The sequence below is a fragment of the Vibrio owensii genome (assembly GCF_002021755.1).
Lineage (GTDB): Bacteria > Pseudomonadota > Gammaproteobacteria > Enterobacterales > Vibrionaceae > Vibrio > Vibrio owensii.
In genome coordinates this window covers 1,520,780-1,538,513 of record NZ_CP019960.1, presented here as the reverse complement: position 1 = coordinate 1,538,513, position 17,734 = coordinate 1,520,780, and the positions used below count along the sequence as shown (strand labels likewise).

The window sequence follows — 17,734 nt, the reverse complement described above, 5'->3', positions numbered from 1 at the left end:
ACAAATCGATGAAAAAATTAATCGGGAAATAACGATGAACAAAAAGTTGAAAAAATATCTCTTTTAAAAACAGTAATATAATCAAAATTCAAGTAGGTTACTAAAAGTTAACTAATTGCACTATATTTCTAGGTTACCATAATAAACCACATCCGACGCACAATGGTTATTGCGTCATCTTGTGAACTTATTTAAAGGTAATCCCATGAGCAACGTACTGATCATCAATGCACACGAACCATCACCATACTCAGAAGGTCGTTTAAACGCTTCTCTTGTCGACAAAGCACAGACGCTTCTTCAAGCAAAAGGCCATGAGGTTCGCGTTGTGACAATGCAAGATGAGATCAACGTAGATGAGCAACTCGCACACTTTGAATGGGCTGATCGCGTGATCATCCAAAGCCCAATCAACTGGATGTCTGTGCCTTGGTCATTCAAAAAATACATGGACGACGTGTTTACTGCGGGTATGGGCGGCGCACTGTGTGCATTCGATGGCCGTAGCGCAGAAGAACCAAAGAAAAATTATGGTACAGGCGGTACTCAAACCAACAGCAAATACATGCTGTCACTGACATTCAACGCGCCAGAAGAATCGTTTGATGATGAGAACGAATACCTATTCCAAGGTAAAGGCGTGGACGATTTGATGTTCCACATGCACGCTAACTTCCGCTTCTTTGGTATGTCAGCACTGCCTACATTCGCTTGTTACGACGTGATGAAGAACGCAGATATCGAAAACGATTTTGTTCGTTTCGAAGCGCACATTAACGAAAACTTCTAATCCTTTTAGAAACATAGTGCGAACTGAATGATGAATTGAGATGGACTGCTACATGCGGTCCATTTTTATTTGTTTGCGGCGAGGTGACGTTTTTATTACTCTAAAGCACTAAATGTATCTAGCTTACTTTTCGTTACCTAGATTAGGTGCGTATCTTGAGGTGTATTGTGGAAAGCAGAATCAGTGTAGATAGCAAAGGTCGTAAGTCAGTGGCGAACGTATGTGCGGAGCCATGTGCTATCGAGAAAGGGATGCGTCTAATTGGTGGTAAATGGAAAGGCTCTTTGATTTTTCATTTGAAAGACGGCCCAGTTCGCTTCAATGACTTAGCACGCATGCTAGGCGGCGCAAGCAAAAAGATGATTGACCAACGCCTTAAAGAGCTGGAAGCGGAAGGTATGGTGGTGCGCAAAGTGATCAGCGATCGCCCAATTGCAGTCAGCTATGAGCTAACAGAGTTCGGCCGTACCGCACTCAAGATTCTTGATGATTTGCGAATCTGGTCTGAGACTCACCAGATTGAGTTGCGTAAATAACACGGTCTCTTGTATCTCATCATCGCTTAACGGTTTAAGCCAATAAAAATGCCAGCATATCGCTGGCATTTTTTATGTTTGATTGTTGTTTGGGACTGATTGAGCGTAATCCGCTTAGTAGTCCAACGTACCACGGATAGGGTAGTTGTTGTCTGGATTACGAATCCAAGCCAAACCACGTGATAGCGCGCCAAGCTCTGGGCGAACAAACGGGTTGTTTGAAATATCCACCACGTGCAAGTTGCCGTGTTCATTCACCACAAACAGACCTGGTTCTGCGAAGTTATGGTCAGTCTCTTGCTCTGAACGAGGCAGTGAAATGTACAGACCTAATGTTTTCATTTGTTCTTCGGTTAGGCCGTAAGCAATCGGGAAGCTGATTTCGAGTTTCTCTAGATGTCCCTCAAGCTGCTCTTTTGAATCGCCTGAAACCGCAAGAATATCAACGCCAGCTTCTGCGAAAGCTTGCTTGTAGCCCTCTAACTCATTGAGGTATTTGGTACAAAGAGGACAGTGTTTACCACGATAAACGAATACGGCTTGCCAAGTCGCATCACCTTGCGGCTGACCTAATGTCACGCTTGAACCATCTAGCAAGGTTGCTTGAAGAGAAGGGAAGCTGTCGCCCGCTTTAAGTTTCACTGAAGTTGCCATAATGACTCCCGAATTAGTGGTATATATCCATGGATGCCCCTTCTCAATAAAAGCGATTGTGTAGGGGGTGAGACTTCAATGTAGACCCAGTTTTGCGGCATTTCAACTAGTTAACTTTTGGTAACCTAGATAATGAATGGCAAGAAAAAGAAACAGTTAGAAGAGGAAAGCAGAACTTAAAGATACAACGAAGTGGGGGTGTAGTATCAGGAGCTAAGTTCTGCTTAAGGTTCGTTTACCAGTTGAAGAAATCGTTCATTGTTACCAGAGCCATTACTTCAAGCTTGTTGTCCGAATGCGCAACGCGCTCTCGGAAATAGGTTGCCATTGTAGGCATGTCTTTTGCTGATCGAATTTGGAATCGCACAGTGTTTCCTCCTTGTTGCTGACAGGGTCAGTATGCGAAGAAAAGAGGAGCTGAAAAAGAGAGTAGATTTCTGTGGTTTATTCCTAGTTAGCCCCAGAAGGTGCGCTAACTCACCGATTTTTGCGTTCGTGAGGGTAAAAAGGGGAACAAAGTGTTTGGAAGTTTTCTTATTTTCTCTCGGATAAGTTGAGTAAAATAAACCTATATCCACTTTTTGAGGGCGCGCGGTGTCTGATCTCAACTTGTTCCGCTACTACCAACGACTCACTCCATTTGGCGTGGGAAGTGAAGCCAAAACCACATTGCAGGAAGTTGCTGACTTGCTGTTCACTTCTCCTCGCCATGCACGCAGCTTACTGTCGCAAATGCAGGAGCAAGCGTGGTTGAGTTGGCTTCCAAAAGCGGGACGAAATCAGCGTTCAACGTTATTGCTGAACATCGAGTTGAGTGCATTAAAAGAAAGCCTCGCACTGGAGCGAATTAAGCTGGGTAAATACGAAAAAGCGTTGGCGATTCTCGATGAAGATGAAGCGGCGTTTGGACGATTGCTCAAAACCACTTCGGGGGCGTCTGTTCAAGAGGGTCGACTCAACATTCAGCTCACCTACAAACGTATGTTTGAGCGTATTGTTCCTCATCAACTGCATCGCAGCAGTGAGCGCTTCTTCTTGCGTCAAATCTACTGTTGTTTGGTATCGAGTGACTACAACGGAGTGGTGAAGCCAGAGCTTGCTCATCATTGGCGGTATGACGAGAAAAGTTACGAATGGACCTTTTACCTGCGCCCAGGCTTAACCTTTCATAATGGTGCACCGATTGATGCCGATACCGTTGTTAGCCTGTTTGCCAAACTCAGTTCCCTTGAGTTGTATGAGAAAGAATTGGCTCATGTCGATAACATTACCGCGCCAAACCCACTCAAGGTTGTGTTTACCCTCAGCAAGCCAGATTTGGGTTTTGCTGGGCTTATTTCTGGCGTGAAGTATGGCATTCAACCTGTTAGCCAAGTGAACGTTGCCAATAACAATTTGGTCATTGGCAGTGGCCCTTTTTCTGTGATTGAACACAGTGCTCATCGATTAAAACTGCAAGCTTTTGACGGCTATTACGCCTGTCGAGTACTGACCGACATGGTGACGATCTGGATCGTCAATGATGAGAAAATGGAGAACCCATCTCTAGCCGCGAATACACCGCCTAAGCAGGTAGAAAAAGCGGACGACGAGCTTGTCGACAGCATGTGCGGACACTACATGTCGACACAAGATGCAGAAGCGGCTCCGGCTAGTCAGCACAGTCGCACCGAGGACGGCTGTTTGTTCGCCTTGTTCAATCAACATGCCAAGTACCCGCTGTCTCAAGCGCAGCGCCGTTATATCGCCGAGCTGATTCAACCGGAACGACTTGCCGATGTGATGCGCAAAGAAAAGATCGTGTTTGGCAGCGTACCGGCTTACAACATGCTGCCAACGTGGAAGCCCGTACTAAGACCGTTTGGTGAAGAGAGCAAGCTGCCTAAACATATCACCATCGCAGGGTACAACTACACGGCATTGAGACGATGTGCGCGTGCAATTGCTAACCTACTTGAAGGGACAGGAAGCAAAGTAGGCATTGTGATGTATTCCTACCGAGAGCTAAGCGAAAAAGCCAAAAACGGCACGCTAGATGAAACCTTGGTGGTGACAAACATTAACTTAGATGACAACCGTCATGCATCGGCGTTTACCAACTTCTTTAGCAATACCGTGTTGCACCACACCTTGGGTGAAGAGAATGCGACTTGGTTGGATGAGCAACTAGAGAAAGTGCGCGCGTATACCTCGCTGGAAGGTTATCTCAAAGCGCTTGAACCTATTGCTTCCACACTCGTCAGCGAATACTGGATTGCACCTATGTTCCACCATACGCAAACGTTGCGCTTCCAAGGTGTGTTAGAAGACGTTGCCCTAACTAACTGGGGTTGGCCAGATATTCGCTCGGTGTGGTCAGCGGATTAACTGTCTTAGTTATTTAGCAAAGTACTGCTTCACGAATTCAATGAAGGCTTTGGTTTTCGCCGATTGATAGATGAGTTGCGGATACACTAAGTATACTGCGTTGTGTTGGTGGTCCGTTTCTTCCGATAGAACCTGCACTAGTCGGCCATTATCAACGTCTTGCTCGACAAAGTAACTTGCTAATCGAGCGATGCCATTACCAGACAGAGCTGATTCTTTGAGTAAGCGGTTTTCATTGCTAGAAAGCCAACCTTGGGTTTGAACCGTTCCCGTTCTTAAAGGCCATTCTTTTTGATGCAATGTGGTTAAGCATTGATGCTGTTTTAAATCCGCTAACGTCTCCGGCGTGCCATTTTCTCGCAGATACTCAGGAGAAGTAACCAACCAGTGGTAGTAGTCCAAAAGGTGATGCGCAATCATATTCTCGGGCGGGGTTCTTGTCGCTCGAAACGCAAAGTCGACGCTGGTTTCCGTCAGATTAAACGCTTGATAGCTAGAAAGGATCTCGAACTCTACGTTTGGATGTAGAGCGCGAAACGCCACACATAAATCATGCAGTACCGCTTCAGCAAACATCTTGGGAGCGGTAAGCCGAATCAGGCCGTCTATTTGCTCAGATTGCTGACTTAAACTCTTTTCCATTTCCATTACGCGTCGTTTGAGATCTTCCGCTTGCGCAAAGATCGATTCACCTTCTGCCGTCAATCTCACGCTGCGTGTGGTTCGAACAATCAAAGGCGTAGCGAGTTCCGATTCCAATCGCTTGATTTGTTCTGACAGGTAACTTTTTGAAATGCCAAGTTGCTCCGCTGCCCTAGAAAAGTTGAGTGTTTGAGCCACTTCGGCAAACAGCATCAGTTTTTCGATTCTCTTGTAATCTGCCATCTTGATTGTTCGCTTTAATTGTTCGGTAACGAGGATAATGAATTCGATTTTACGGTATTAAACTAATTTTTACGAACGGTAAGATAGTTCGAGTTAATTTCAGAAATTGAAAATGCAGAAATCGGAAAAGTGAGAATAACGATGAACAATCCAACACTACCGCTCGCCAAAACCTTACCTAACGTTAGCCGCTTGGTCTTCGGCTGCATGGGGCTTGGAGGGGAGTGGAATCGCAACCCGTTAACCGCCCAAGATGAAAACCAAGCTTATGCCGCTGTAGAGGCAGCATTAGAGGTTGGCATCAATCTCTTTGATCATGCGGATATCTACAAATTCGGTAAGGCAGAAGAAGTGTTTGGGCGCATCTTAGCCAATGACTCAACCTTACGAGAACGAATTTATCTGCAATCCAAGTGCGGCATCCATCTAGGAGATGAGCAAGGTGTTAAGCAGTATGACTTCTCTGCTAAATGGGTGACGGCTTCTGTTGAGGGCATTCTTGAGCGCCTTGGCGTGGAGAATCTTGATGTTTTGATGCTGCATCGTCCTGATCCTTTGGTTGAATTTGAAGAATTGGGCACAGCGCTCCAAGCACTGAAACAAGCTGGCAAAGTTAACCACTTCGGTGTCTCTAACATGAACAGTGCTCAAATTGATCTTCTCCAACAAGCAACGGGCGAAGTTATTGTGGCGAACCAGTTGGAAATGAGTCTGGCTAAGTCTGACTTCATCAAGCAGGGCATGGGGCTTCCTTCGTCTGCATCTGACTACGTTGCAGGAACACTGGAACATGCCCGTAGGCACAATATCCAACTGCAAGCGTGGGGCAGTATGGCGCAGGGCAGATTCTCAGAGCGTGGTTTACATTCTGATGATCACAACACCAGACAGACGGCGGAGATGGTGATGGCGCTAGCAGCTGAATATGGCGTGTCGTCTGAGGCGATTGTTTTAGCCTTCCTAATGCGTCATCCAAACCAAATTCAGCCTGTTATTGGTACCGCAAACCCACAGCGTATTCGCGCTTGTGCTCAAGTAGAGAACGTCACGCTGTCGCGCAGCCATTGGTATGGATTGTTCGAGAAAACCCTTGGCCATGAGATTTCTTAGGAGAGAAAAATGAAATACGTACAAGTTCAAACTCTGATTCAAACGGCATTGGAAATTGCTGCTGCTCGTAAGCAAAACATTGCGGTTGCCGTGGTTGATACGCATGGCGAATTGCTCGGTTTTGCCCGAATGGATGATGTGAGCGTGCAAGCAGGTTTGTTGGCACAAAACAAAGCCTACACCTCGGCTAGAGACCGTCAGCCTAGTGGCAATTTGGGCGCTTGGGCTCGTGAAACAGGTAAGCAGTTGAGTTATTGGACTGACCCAAAGATCACTGGCTTTATGGGTGGTGTACCTGTAGAACAAGAGGGGAAAGTCGTCGGTGCAATTGGCATCAGTGGTTTGGCTGAGCAAGACGATGAAGCGCTTGCGATGGAAGTATTAAAAGCGCTGTAAACAAAAAATCCCACCAATGCTCTTCGCTAGACATTGGTGGGGATGGTCAAAATGATGGAGTTGACCACGAATATCAACGGTAAATGCCTGCTCATCTTCGAAAAGCGTCATCGAAGTGGAGCGTGACAAGGTGGTTATTGCTGACCACTGACAAAATCAGCGCAAACCTAGGTTAGGAGCGTGCTTACTGGATAACAGAAAGCCGTTATCCAATAAGCTGTCAGTTCATTTTGCCAATCAGTTAAAGGCGCGAGCTAAGGTGCCGTGACCCTGGCAAACGTACTTTACTGAGTTGTTGCAGACGAAAACCGATTCACCCGCTTTCAATGTGATGTGATCGTCTTGGCTAGAAACCGAGATTTCCCCTTCGATACAAAACAAAATCTCTGCGCTACGCACGAATTGAGTCGTTGCTGTGCCTTCAACAGCCATCACTTCAAAGCCGAAATCATCCACCGGAATTGGGTAACTAAGCTTGCCTTGTTTATGCACGGGTGCGAGCTTGATTTGTTCTGGGTCAATCGCGTTGAAGATGGTGTTGTCGATAAGCTCAGCAACGTCGATGTACTTAGGTGTTAAGCCAGCGCGCAGCACGTTGTCTGAGTTCGCCATGATCTCCAAACCTGTCCCTTGAACGTATGCGTGTGGCGTTTCTGCATGGAGGAACATTGCTTCGCCCGGAGCGAGTTCAATCGTGTTCAACATCAATGGCGAAAACAGACCAATATCGTCCGCGTAATGCTGACGGAAGTCTTGAATATAACCGTAAGCTTCTCGTGCCATAGTGGTTTTCGTAGGGCGCTCTAAGCTTGCGTATAGCTCATTCAAAGCCTGCTGTTTGCGTTCGCCTTCTAACGACATAATTGCTGAGAAGAACACTTTTAGACCTTCACTGTTTGGTGTGGCTTTCAGTGCGTTGATTTCAGTCTCTAGAGCAGTGATGTTCGCTTGCTCAAACAGAGATAAGATCTGCTCAATTGGGCGGAAGCCGTTCATCGCTTTGTAAAATGTCAGCGCGTAAACCAGCTCCGGTTTATGGTTTGGATCTTTGTAGTTACGGTTGGCAGCATTAAGTGGAATGCCTTGTTCGTTTTCACGAGCGAAGCCAATTTCCGCTTTGTGCTTACTAGGGTGTACTTGGATAGACAGCGGCGTTTCAGCGGCCAGGACTTTGAATAGGAATGGCAGTTCACCAAAACGTGCCGCGGTGTAATCACCCAGCGATTGCGTTTTGTTTTGGTTAATGACTTCTGACAACAGTTGTTTGGTGTCAGCAAGCTTTGAACAGCCGTTTGGATGAGCACCCATCCAGATTTCTGCTTGTGGCTCGTTTGCTGGATTGTCGATGCCGAATAAATCATGAATCGAGGTATGGCTGCCCCAAGCGTAGTTTTGAATCACATTGTCCAGTTTGAATAGAGCGTGTTGCATGGCGATATTCTCTTGATTGGAACGAAAGAAGAGGAGAGGCTTGCCCCACGATGAGAGCAAGCCTGAGTCGGTTTGGACGGGTTATCTAGTTGATGACCTTATCCTGAGAACCGGATTAGAACTTCACTTGGAAAGACTTAACCTGACACGGCTTCAGCGTGCCGAACGATGCTGTGTCCACTTCGTTTGATAGCACTTTCTCGTCTAGCTGTGTTTCTTTCCATGACGTTACTTCTGAGGTAAATGCCACTGTGTCGTTAATCACTTCGCTCTCTGATGGGTTGTAGACGCGCAGGATGAGTGCATCCTCGTCTTCTGCCTTCTTCAGTACGCTCAGTACCGCGCCTTCAAGCGATTTGTTTAGCAAGCTGTGCGTTAGTGGTAGGTTTTGCTCGCCTACGTTCAGCTTCATCGCGTTGTAAGGGATCTTGTTGTAGCACTGGATTGGGGTCACGTTGTCACGCGCCGCTGCCATTACGTTTGCTTCGATGTGGTTGCCCGCAAAACCAAACAGTGCGAACTCACAAACGATCTTGCCGCGTACTTGTGAATCTGGCGTCGGGATCTTGATACCAGATGGACGACCCGGACGAAGCAACAGCTCTTCTTTACCCAACACGCCGATACCACGCAGAAGGGTTAGGGCGAATGTGTCACGCTCTTCATTGCCTTGGCTTGAAATCACTTCAAACTCACGCAGACCGTTGCTCATTAGCGCCATACCACCTTGTGCGTTTTCAACCGCAGCAAAGTTCATTAGCAGGTAAACCGGCACTGGTGCTTCTTTCCAGCCGTCTGCTTCCCAGTTCGCCATCTCTGGATCGTTCGTTGGGCGAGTGATCAGACCGAACTGGTTGTCTGCTACCACGGTTTCAGACACAAACGGTGTTGGTACTAATACGCGAACGCGGTGGTCGTCAGCTTGGTTATCCAACTCCATGCGAACTTCAATGCGGCGTGTACCTTGTTTTAGAACCACTTGGCAGTTCACGTCTAGGTAACCGTTTTGACCTGTGCGCTCTTCACGTTGTTGTAGGTTCTCAGGCAAGTTCATGCGCAGCTTGATGGTTGCCACAGATTGGAAACCTTCGTGCTTCACATTCACTTCTGCATCGAATTCGTCAGAGTACAGTAGCCACTCTTTACGCGAAGGTGAGTAGTCGTATTCGTCGCCATCGTCAGAGCCGTCTTCAATGCGCAGTGCTTGTTCGTAAAGGTGCTCTGTCTCTTTGTCGAAGATGTTCAGAGTGCCGTTTGCGTTTACGTTGATGCGGTAGAATTCGTTCTCTAGCAGGAACTCCTTCTGCTCAGCCACTTTTTGCGTGCCTTTCTCATTCGCTTGAATGTGTAGGGTAGTGAAGCCCATTGCTGGCACAGTGTGTTTGATTTGAATGTCGTATTCGATGAACGGGTCGTAGTTACCGTAGTGAACGATTTGACGGTCAATCTTACCTGGATCGATTACGCGTTGATCTTGGATGAAGTACTCAACTGGCGTGCCGTTTTCATCAAACAGGTTGAACTGTTCTGCACGGATAGTGATGGTGGTGTTTACCACTTCTTCACGAGCGTATGGCGATAGGTTGAATAGTGCTAGCTTGTCGCAACCTTCGCGTGCAGGCATGTGGTCAACAATCTTACGTTTGTAGAAGTTGATCAGGTTGGTCGCCATGTCGTCAGCAAGGATGTAACGGTTCAAGATCTCTGCGTGTACTTTGTCTGAACAGCAGCAGCCAATCGAGTCGTGAGCGTGGTTCTTCATGCTCTCTTTCCACATCTTCTCGATTAGACCGTGGTGGTATTCAAAGCCCAGTGTCCATGCGATAGACGCTAATGGCTCAAGAATGTTTACGATCTTGTTTTCTACTTCTGCGTGGATCAGTTTGATGTCCATACGCGTTGAAGAAATAGTACGGTGAACACGCATGTATTTACCGTCGTTGAACTCGCCTTTGATGGTATCAAGCTGATCGCGCTCGGCTTCAATACGCTCGAACACTTCTTCAAAGCGGCTCATTTTGAATTCTTTGTCTGGGTAGATTTCACGTAGCTTATCCATCACCTCGAAGATGTCTTTTTGGATAGGCATTTGGTCGTGACCGTTTGGTAGTAAGATGTCTTTGGTTACCGACGGCTTTTCTAGCACTGGGAAGTATTTATCTAGACGTGCGCGCAGACCTTCTTCGTCTTGCGGTAGGTATTTACCAATCGCGTAGCCCAATGGCAGTACTTGCGCAGAGACTTCGCTGCCATCGTTTGATTGCCACAAGAATTCGGTTTTATCTGTGCCGTGACGCTCTGAACAACCACGCCAGAACATCGCGCGATTGATGCCAAAACCGTTGTAGATAGCTGGTAGCTGAGAGCTCATAGAGAATGAATCTGGTAGGTAACCAATCTTCATTGGCTCGCCTAGCGCTAGACAGTCACGTAATCCGTAAAGCATGTTACGTACGATAGATTCGCCAGATACTTGCATCGTATCCGTTTGAGAGTACCAAGGGCCAACAATCAGTTTGCCAGCTTGTACTAGCTCACGTACGCGCTCTTTGTTTTCTGGTTTGATTGCGAAGTAATCTTCCAGAACTGCGGTTTGACCGTCTAGAACGTAGTATTTGTAGTCTGGATCGTTTTCCAGACGAGTCATGATTTCTTCCATGTTGTTCACTAGCAGAATGCGAGACTCTTCTGTAGTGAAGTACCATTCACGATCCCAGTGCATGTGAGGAGTAATATGAACGCGAGATGTAGTCATAACTTTTACCGTCTTAGGCAATAATTGCCGTTAATTTGTTTTAAATTTGATTGTTTTCTATTCGTTTTTTCGGCGTTTATGCTTGCCGACGAATATTTAGGGCGCAGAAATCCCACGCGCAAAGTTTGTGTTGAGCGAATCTATGAATGATTCGGCTTATGGCTGAGCAGCAGCCTCAGTGACAAATTTGCCCTTTTTTACTGCGTGTGCTCGCCACATGATGAGAGTGATGGTCGAGATAGTTGCACCAATCAGCGCAGCGCCAAACCAGATTGCCGCAGCCGTGAATGCGCCTAGACCTGCATCGTGTAGTAGGAAGATTGAGAAGATACCTGCACCTGGAGTCGATAGACCTACGCCAGCAGCACCCACCATTGCGCCTGTTACGACAGAGCCAAGTAGGAACGAGCCAATAACGCGGATTGGGTCTTCGATAGCCATTGGAATCGCACCTTCAGTGATACCTGCTAGACCAAGCAACCAAGTCGATTTACCCGTCTCGATTTCAAAATCTTTGAACAGGCGAGGTGCAAGCATGGTTGAAGCCGTTACCGTGAACGCAGAGACCATTTTCACCGAACCGAAGATAGCGTATGGGCCGTAAACACCGTTCGCCATTGCACCCAGACAGAATGCGTAAGCGGCTTTGTTAACTGGACCGCCAAGGTCGAACGATACGAATAAACCAATTACTGCGCCTAGAAGTAGGGCGTTGGTACCAGACATGCCGTTTAGCCAGTCCGTCAAACCTTGGTTTAGCCAAGCAACAGGTTTACCAATAACGAACAGCATCAACGAGCCAGCAACCAAAGTACCGATAACCGGGTATAGGTAGAAGGTTAGGAAGCCGTTGAACGCAGGGTTTAGACGTACGTTTTCTTTTACCCAACGCATGACGTAACCAGCAATCAAACCACCGACAACACCACCAAGGAAGCCAGAGCCGATAAGGTTTGCGGCAATACCTGCGGCAAAGCCTGGGCCAAGCGCTGGTTTATCTGCCAATGAGTAAGCGGTGTATGCCGCCAGTACAGGAACCATCAATGTACCCAGTAGACCACCACCTAGCTTGCGGTACATCCACAACCAAGAGCCTTCTTCTGCATACAAATCTTGTAGATTGAACATTTGTGCCAATAGCACGGCAACAGCAAGTACGGTACCGCCAGCAACGATAAGAGGAACTGCGTAAGAGATACCTGATAGCAGTGCTTGTTTCAGTTCAGTTTTAAGTGGTAGCTTCTTCGGTTTGTCGTTGGTTGCAACTGCAGCACCAGCGCTTCGACCTGCTTTACCTGCTTCAACTGCTTCGTTAAGAATGCGCTCAGAGTGTTTGATCGGCTCAGCAACTGGCACTTCTACACGAGGAATACCGTCAAAACGCTCTAACTCTTTGATTGCCACTTCAGCCGCGAAAACGACCGCTGTTGCACTGTTGAGCTGTTCAGCAGTCAGGCGATCTTCAATACCGTTTGCGCCTTGCTTTTCAACATGCACGTTGTAACCCAGCTTCTTACCTGTCTTCTCTAGGTATTCTGCTGCCATGTAGGTGTGTGCAATACCCGCAGGGCAAGCCGTCACACAAACGATAGTTGGTGCATTTGTATCTAATTGGTCTTGTTTTTCTTCTTGCTCTGCTTGACCATCAAGCAAAGCGAAAATTTGTTCTACATTTGTAGCATTGAGCACTGCTTCACGAACATCGTCATCCACTAACGTTGTGGTCAGTTCGGTCAACAGGTGCATGTGTGTTGAACCTGCTTCCGCATTTGGAATTGCGATTAGGAAGATCAGGTTTACGTCTTCGTCTTCATCCAGACCTTGCCACTTTAAGTCTTGTTTTAGTGTGGCTACGGCAAACGCCGCCTCTTTTACTGCATCTGTCTTACCGTGCGGTACTGCTAAGCCTTCGCCTAGCGCCGTTGGGCCTTGCTCTTCACGAGCAAACACTGCTTGTAGGTATTCTTCCTTGTTATGCAGTTTGCCTTGCTGGTCTAGCTGGTCGGCAAGTGCACGAATCGCTGCGTCACGACTTTCGAACGTCGTTTGTAGGTTTATCAGCGATGGGTTTGTAAGAGAGGTTAATTTCATAACTTTTGTCCCATTGTCACATTCGACATTGTTGTGCATTCAACAATGATGTGAATAATACCTTTTAAATACAAATGATCCGTGATCAGGATCGCAGTTGAATTAAAATATGTATTATTGTTGTATTGTTTTGGCTTGTTTTTGTATGCCGATATGCGAACAAGTGCTTGTCATGTTGACCTGAATTCGTATTATAGAGCTCATAAACCAAGTCTTTCTTGCAATGATAGTTCACTCCAGTGTGCTCAGTTCTTGAGTTGTCTCAAACAAGTTCACTTGAATGGTCATTTGTATTGTTTTTATAGAGGTAAACATGGCAAGACTGCCAATGTATCGCCAGATTGCGGATGCGATTCGCGAGAAGATCAGCGATGGCGAATACAAAGTAGGAACCGCTCTTCCTACCGAAGCTCAGTTACGCGAAGAATTTTCCTGTAGCCGAGTGACGGTTCGCCAAGCGTTAAAACTGCTGATTGAAAATGGTGAACTGGAGAGTGTGCAAGGTAGTGGTACCTATGTGAAAGAGAACAAGGTTAACTACGATATTTACCAGCAGACCAGCTTTGCAGAGAAGTGGGCGCACCTAAATGCAGTAACGCACAGTGATGTGGTCGCGTTCGAGATTACCAAAGCATCGCTCACGATGGCTGATGCGCTGAACATTAATGAAGATGACAAAGTCTTTTACGTGAAACGTGTTCGTTACCTTGATGACAACCCAATCACGGTAGAAGAAACTTGGCTGCCGACAGAGATGTTCCCTGATCTCACCTACCAAGTGATGCAAGGTTCTAAGTACCACTTTATCGAGAAAGAGAAGGGCATGGTGATTGATCGCAGTGAGCAAGAAATCATCCCGGTATTGCCACCGCAAGACATTGCAGAGTTGCTAGATATTGATCCGGCTGAGCCGATCATCGAAAAGCGCACGCGTGGTTTCTTACAAGGGGATGTGGTGTTTGAATACAGCCGCAACTACTTCAAATCGACTGACTACAAGTTTACGCTGGTGGCAAAACGTCATAAGTCGTAAGCGCGATATTACGCATTTCATTTTAAACCCGCCACTCGGCGGGTTTTTTGTGTCTTTTCTCTTCCGACCTTCTGCTCGCTCTATGCTGAAACTAAGCAACGTTTCGATTTCTTTTAGCAAACAAGTGTGATGATTATCCCTGTTTGAAACTCACTAGCGCCGAATTAGTGGAAAATGAAGTTTGAATTTAATCACGATAAATAGCGAGTCAAGAGTTGTAATGTGATCGAGATAAACTATTGCGAATTTCTAGAAATGTTTGGATAGGTGCGGAGGTTCAAATTATGCCTATTGACATGTTGCTGAAAGAAAATTTGTTGCTAACTTTCTTTGTCTATTTTTGAGCTACGTTCATTAAAACAAATTGACAGCCATTTAATTGTGATTTGTTGCACAAAAGAGGCGTGCTTGCGCGGTTCTACGACTCTTATTGATAATTAACCCATCGATACCGAACTGTTGATAGGGTTTAAAAATGCTGTATGAATTAATCGACCACGAACTAGTAGATGTTATTAATGACCGCGCTTACCAATGGCAAGACGCAGTTAAAAAGACAACGCAATACCTAGAAGACAAAGGTTACGTTTCTCAGCAATACGCGGATGCCATCATCCAATCGACCGAAGAAAATGGTCCTTACTATGTATTGTGCCCTGGACTGGCGATGCCACATGCTCGCCCAGAAACCGGTGTCCTAAAAACGGGCTTGGGCATTCATATTTTCCCTTCACCAGTTGATTTTGGTTCGGACCTTGGTCCTGCCAATATTCTTATTACCCTAGCTGCAAAAGACTCTGATACCCACATTGAGGTGATTCAAGCGCTGAGCGAGATGTTTGTGGACGAAGAGAACATTGCAAAACTGGCACAAGCTTCATCTAAGGAACAAGTGCTAGACATAATAAAAGCATACTAAAAGGAACATAACGTGAAAGCAAACATGCGAGCCAATGTGCAAGCCTTCGGGGGTCATTTGACCGCCATGGTGCTGCCAAATATCGGAGCCTTCATCGCTTGGGGCTTTATTACTGCACTCTTTATCCCAACAGGTTGGATGCCAAACGAAGCGTTTGGGGAACTTGTTGGTCCAATGATCACTTACTTATTACCACTGTTGATCGGTTATACCGGCGGTCAGATTGTTGGTGATAAACGCGGCGCGGTAGCCGGTGCCATTGGTACCATGGGTGTTATCGTTGGTGCGGACATCCCAATGTTCGTTGGCGCGATGATCATGGGTCCACTCAGTGCTTGGGTTGTGGTACAAATGGATAAGCGAATCCAACACCGTATTCCTTCTGGCTTTGAGATGGTGGTGAACAACTTCTCATTAGGTATTGTGGGCATGCTCCTGTGCCTGTTCGCCTACGAGATTGTTGGCCCGGCAGTAACAGCGGCAAACTTGTTTGTGAAATCAGGCATCGAAGCCTTGGTGGCAACGGGATTCCTTCCTCTGCTCGCTATCATCAACGAGCCTGCGAAAGTGCTGTTCCTAAACAACGCTATCGACCAAGGTATTTACTACCCACTAGGTCTGCAGGCGGCCGCTGAAACAGGTAAATCTATCTTCTTTATGGTGGCATCTAACCCAGGTCCGGGTCTTGGTATGCTGCTGGCTTACGCGAAGTTTGGTCAGGGTCTGTCTAAACGTTCTGCGCCAAGTGCCATCATCATTCACTTCTTCGGTGGTATTCATGAGCTGTACTTCCCGTACGTGTTAATGAAGCCAATCATGATCTTGGCGATGATTGCGGGTGCAGCGACAGGTATCGCAACCTTCAACCTACTTGATGCAGGTTTGGTAGCAGGTCCAAGTCCAGGCTCAATCTTCTCTTACCTAGCACTAACACCGAAAGGCAGCTTCCTAGCGACCATCGCAGGTGTCACAACTGCAACGATTGTTTCCTTCCTTGTCGCAAGTGCGATTCTGAAGATGAGCAAAGCCGAAGACAAAGAAGACGAGTTTGAACAATCAGTCTCTGATATGAAAGACATGAAAGCGGAAGGCTCAATCAAACCAGTTGCTGCAGCAACACAAGAAGTAAACAAACCAATTTCATTTGTCGCATTCGCTTGTGATGCGGGTATGGGCTCAAGCGCGATGGGCGCTTCAACCTTCAAACGCAAGTTAGTTCAAGCCGGGATTGATATTGAAGTGAAGAACTTCGCTATCGAAAAAGTCCCAAGTGAAGCCGATATTGTCGTGACGCACGAAAGCTTAGAAAGTCGAGCCATCAAAGCAACAGGCTTGCCAGTGGTAACGATTAAGAACTTCCTCAATGACCCAGCGCTCAATGAGCTGATGGATACGATTAAGCAACAAGCGGTCGCGACTGAGCAACCAGCCTAACAATGCAGTATGGGGTGGCACCTACCGCCCCATTTAGGAGAGAAATCATGGTACAAACAACGGCAGCGGTTATCTGTGGCGAGAAAGACGTTCAACTAAGAACCTTTGATTTGCCAAGCATTTCAGCCGATGAACTTCTGGTTAAAAACATTTCAAACAGCATTTGTCTGTCCACTTACAAAGCAGCATTGTTGGGTAGCAAACACAAACGCGTACCTGAGAACATTGATGAAGTGCCAGTGATGACGGGTCATGAATACGCAGGTGTGATTGTTGAAGTCGGTGAGAACCTAAAAGACCAATACAAAGCAGGCGATTACTTTGTTCTACAACCAGCAATGGGTTTGCCTAGTGGTTACTCGGCGGGTTACAGCTACGAAACCTTTGGCGGCAACGCAACGTATTCCATCATTCCTAAAATTGCTATCGACTTAGGCTGTGTGCTGCCTTACCACGGTGACTACTTTGCAGATGCGTCTTTGGCTGAGCCAATGTCATGCATCATCGGTGCTTACCATGCGAGTTACCACACTACGCAATACGTGTACGAGCACGATATGGGCATCAAAGAGGGCGGAGCATTAGCGCTACTAGCGTGTGCTGGCCCTATGGGGATTGGCGCGATTGACTACGCGATTAATGGTCCGGTGAAGCCAAAGTTGATTGTGGTAACAGACATCGACGCCGCACGTTTGGACCGAGCAGAGTGCTTAATTCCGGTTGAGAAAGCAAAAGAGCAGGGCATTGAACTGCATTACGTGAACACAGCTCAAGTCGATGATCCTGTGACTTATCTGAAAGCGCTGAACGATGGCAAAGGCTACGACGATGTGATGGTGTATGCAGCGGTATCGCAAGTGTTAGAACAAGCCGATGAGCTGTTGGGTAACGATGGCTGCTTGAACTTCTTCGCAGGCCCTACCGATAAAAAATTCAAAGTACCGTTTAACTTCTACAACGTGCATTACGAATCAACGCACATTGTGGGTACATCTGGTGGTTCGACCGGCGACATGGTGGAATCTATCGACTTGTCTTCACAAGGTAAGATCAATCCATCGTTCATGATCACCCACGTTGGTGGTCTGCAAGCTGCGCCACATACGATTTTGAATCAACTGGATATTCCAGGCGGTAAGAAGTTGATTTACCCACACATCGACCTGCCATTGACCGCGATTGATGATTTCCTATCGTTGGCAGACCAAGACCCGTTCTTCGCCGAATTAGACGCAATTTTGAACGCGAATAACTATGTGTGGAACGCACATGCAGAAAAAGCGTTACTTGAGTTTTATGACGTGAGCTTAACGGTTTAGTTGCAACGAATTTG

At 46.8% G+C, this 17,734-nt stretch carries 15 protein-coding genes; 9 read left to right on the top strand and 6 right to left on the bottom strand.

The features are described from left to right. The first annotated feature begins 205 nt into the window (after nt 1-205). Nucleotides 206-790: an NAD(P)H-dependent oxidoreductase gene (locus A9237_RS23325; protein WP_005375454.1), complete on the top strand. Its 585-nt coding sequence runs from the start codon at nt 206-208 to the stop codon at nt 788-790. Between the two features lie 167 nt (nt 791-957). Continuing rightward, on the top strand, nt 958-1,326 hold the full coding sequence (locus A9237_RS23320) for a winged helix-turn-helix transcriptional regulator (protein ID WP_005435493.1): 369 nt from the start codon (nt 958-960) through the stop codon (nt 1,324-1,326). Nucleotides 1,327-1,440: 114 nt separating this feature from the next. On the opposite strand, the gene A9237_RS23315 is transcribed toward A9237_RS23320, so the two are convergent. Further along, nucleotides 1,441-1,980 (bottom strand): peroxiredoxin family protein, encoded by a 540-nt coding sequence (locus tag A9237_RS23315; RefSeq protein WP_005435499.1) that lies wholly within the window; start codon nt 1,978-1,980, stop codon nt 1,441-1,443. Between the two features lie 235 nt (nt 1,981-2,215). Further along, a complete protein-coding gene (locus tag A9237_RS27600; RefSeq protein WP_009706196.1) occupies nt 2,216-2,347 on the bottom strand; it encodes a hypothetical protein in 132 nt (43 codons plus the stop codon). Between the two features lie 227 nt (nt 2,348-2,574). Between A9237_RS27600 and A9237_RS23310 the strand changes: the two genes are divergently transcribed. Further along, a complete protein-coding gene (locus A9237_RS23310; RefSeq protein WP_078609811.1) occupies nt 2,575-4,347 on the top strand; it encodes an SgrR family transcriptional regulator in 1,773 nt (590 codons plus the stop codon). Between the two features lie 9 nt (nt 4,348-4,356). On the opposite strand, the gene A9237_RS23305 is transcribed toward A9237_RS23310, so the two are convergent. Continuing rightward, nucleotides 4,357-5,232, bottom strand: a complete 876-nt coding sequence (locus A9237_RS23305; protein WP_078609810.1) for a LysR family transcriptional regulator — start codon at nt 5,230-5,232, stop codon at nt 4,357-4,359. Nucleotides 5,233-5,373: 141 nt separating this feature from the next. On the opposite strand from A9237_RS23305, the gene A9237_RS23300 reads away from it, so the two are divergent. Then, nucleotides 5,374-6,342 (top strand): aldo/keto reductase, encoded by a 969-nt coding sequence (locus A9237_RS23300; RefSeq protein ID WP_078609809.1) that lies wholly within the window; start codon nt 5,374-5,376, stop codon nt 6,340-6,342. Nucleotides 6,343-6,351: 9 nt separating this feature from the next. Further along, nucleotides 6,352-6,738, top strand: coding sequence for a GlcG/HbpS family heme-binding protein (locus A9237_RS23295; protein WP_009706192.1), 387 nt, complete (start codon nt 6,352-6,354; stop codon nt 6,736-6,738). A gap of 237 nt (nt 6,739-6,975) precedes the next feature. Here A9237_RS23295 and manA read toward each other — a convergent pair whose 3' ends face one another. From manA to mngA, 3 genes are all read right to left on the bottom strand, one after another. Then, nucleotides 6,976-8,169 (bottom strand): mannose-6-phosphate isomerase, class I, encoded by a 1,194-nt coding sequence (gene manA, locus A9237_RS23290; RefSeq protein WP_078609808.1) that lies wholly within the window; start codon nt 8,167-8,169, stop codon nt 6,976-6,978. Nucleotides 8,170-8,284: 115 nt separating this feature from the next. Then, entirely contained in the window at nt 8,285-10,924 is a 2,640-nt protein-coding gene (gene mngB / locus A9237_RS23285; protein WP_078609807.1) for a mannosylglycerate hydrolase, read from the bottom strand. Between the two features lie 156 nt (nt 10,925-11,080). Next, nucleotides 11,081-13,015 (bottom strand): PTS 2-O-a-mannosyl-D-glycerate transporter subunit IIABC, encoded by a 1,935-nt coding sequence (gene mngA / locus A9237_RS23280; protein ID WP_005435514.1) that lies wholly within the window; start codon nt 13,013-13,015, stop codon nt 11,081-11,083. 313 nt (nt 13,016-13,328) lie between these two features. Between mngA and A9237_RS23275 the strand changes: the two genes are divergently transcribed. The 4 genes from A9237_RS23275 to A9237_RS23260 all read left to right on the top strand — a co-directional run bounded on the left by A9237_RS23275 (nt 13,329) and on the right by A9237_RS23260 (nt 17,720). Then, nucleotides 13,329-14,048 carry a GntR family transcriptional regulator gene (locus A9237_RS23275; protein ID WP_045483439.1) on the top strand — a complete coding sequence of 240 codons (720 nt, stop codon included), beginning with the start codon at nt 13,329-13,331 and terminating at the stop codon, nt 14,046-14,048. A gap of 475 nt (nt 14,049-14,523) precedes the next feature. Continuing rightward, on the top strand, nt 14,524-14,967 hold the full coding sequence (locus A9237_RS23270) for a PTS sugar transporter subunit IIA (protein WP_005425097.1): 444 nt from the start codon (nt 14,524-14,526) through the stop codon (nt 14,965-14,967). Nucleotides 14,968-14,979: 12 nt separating this feature from the next. Next, the gene (locus A9237_RS23265; protein WP_153303282.1) at nt 14,980-16,401 is read left to right on the top strand and encodes a PTS mannitol transporter subunit IIBC; all 1,422 of its coding nucleotides are present in this window, start codon (nt 14,980-14,982) and stop codon (nt 16,399-16,401) included. A 47-nt stretch (nt 16,402-16,448) separates the two neighbouring features. After that, nucleotides 16,449-17,720: a zinc-binding dehydrogenase gene (locus A9237_RS23260; protein WP_039840322.1), complete on the top strand. Its 1,272-nt coding sequence runs from the start codon at nt 16,449-16,451 to the stop codon at nt 17,718-17,720. Nucleotides 17,721-17,734: the final 14 nt, after the last annotated feature.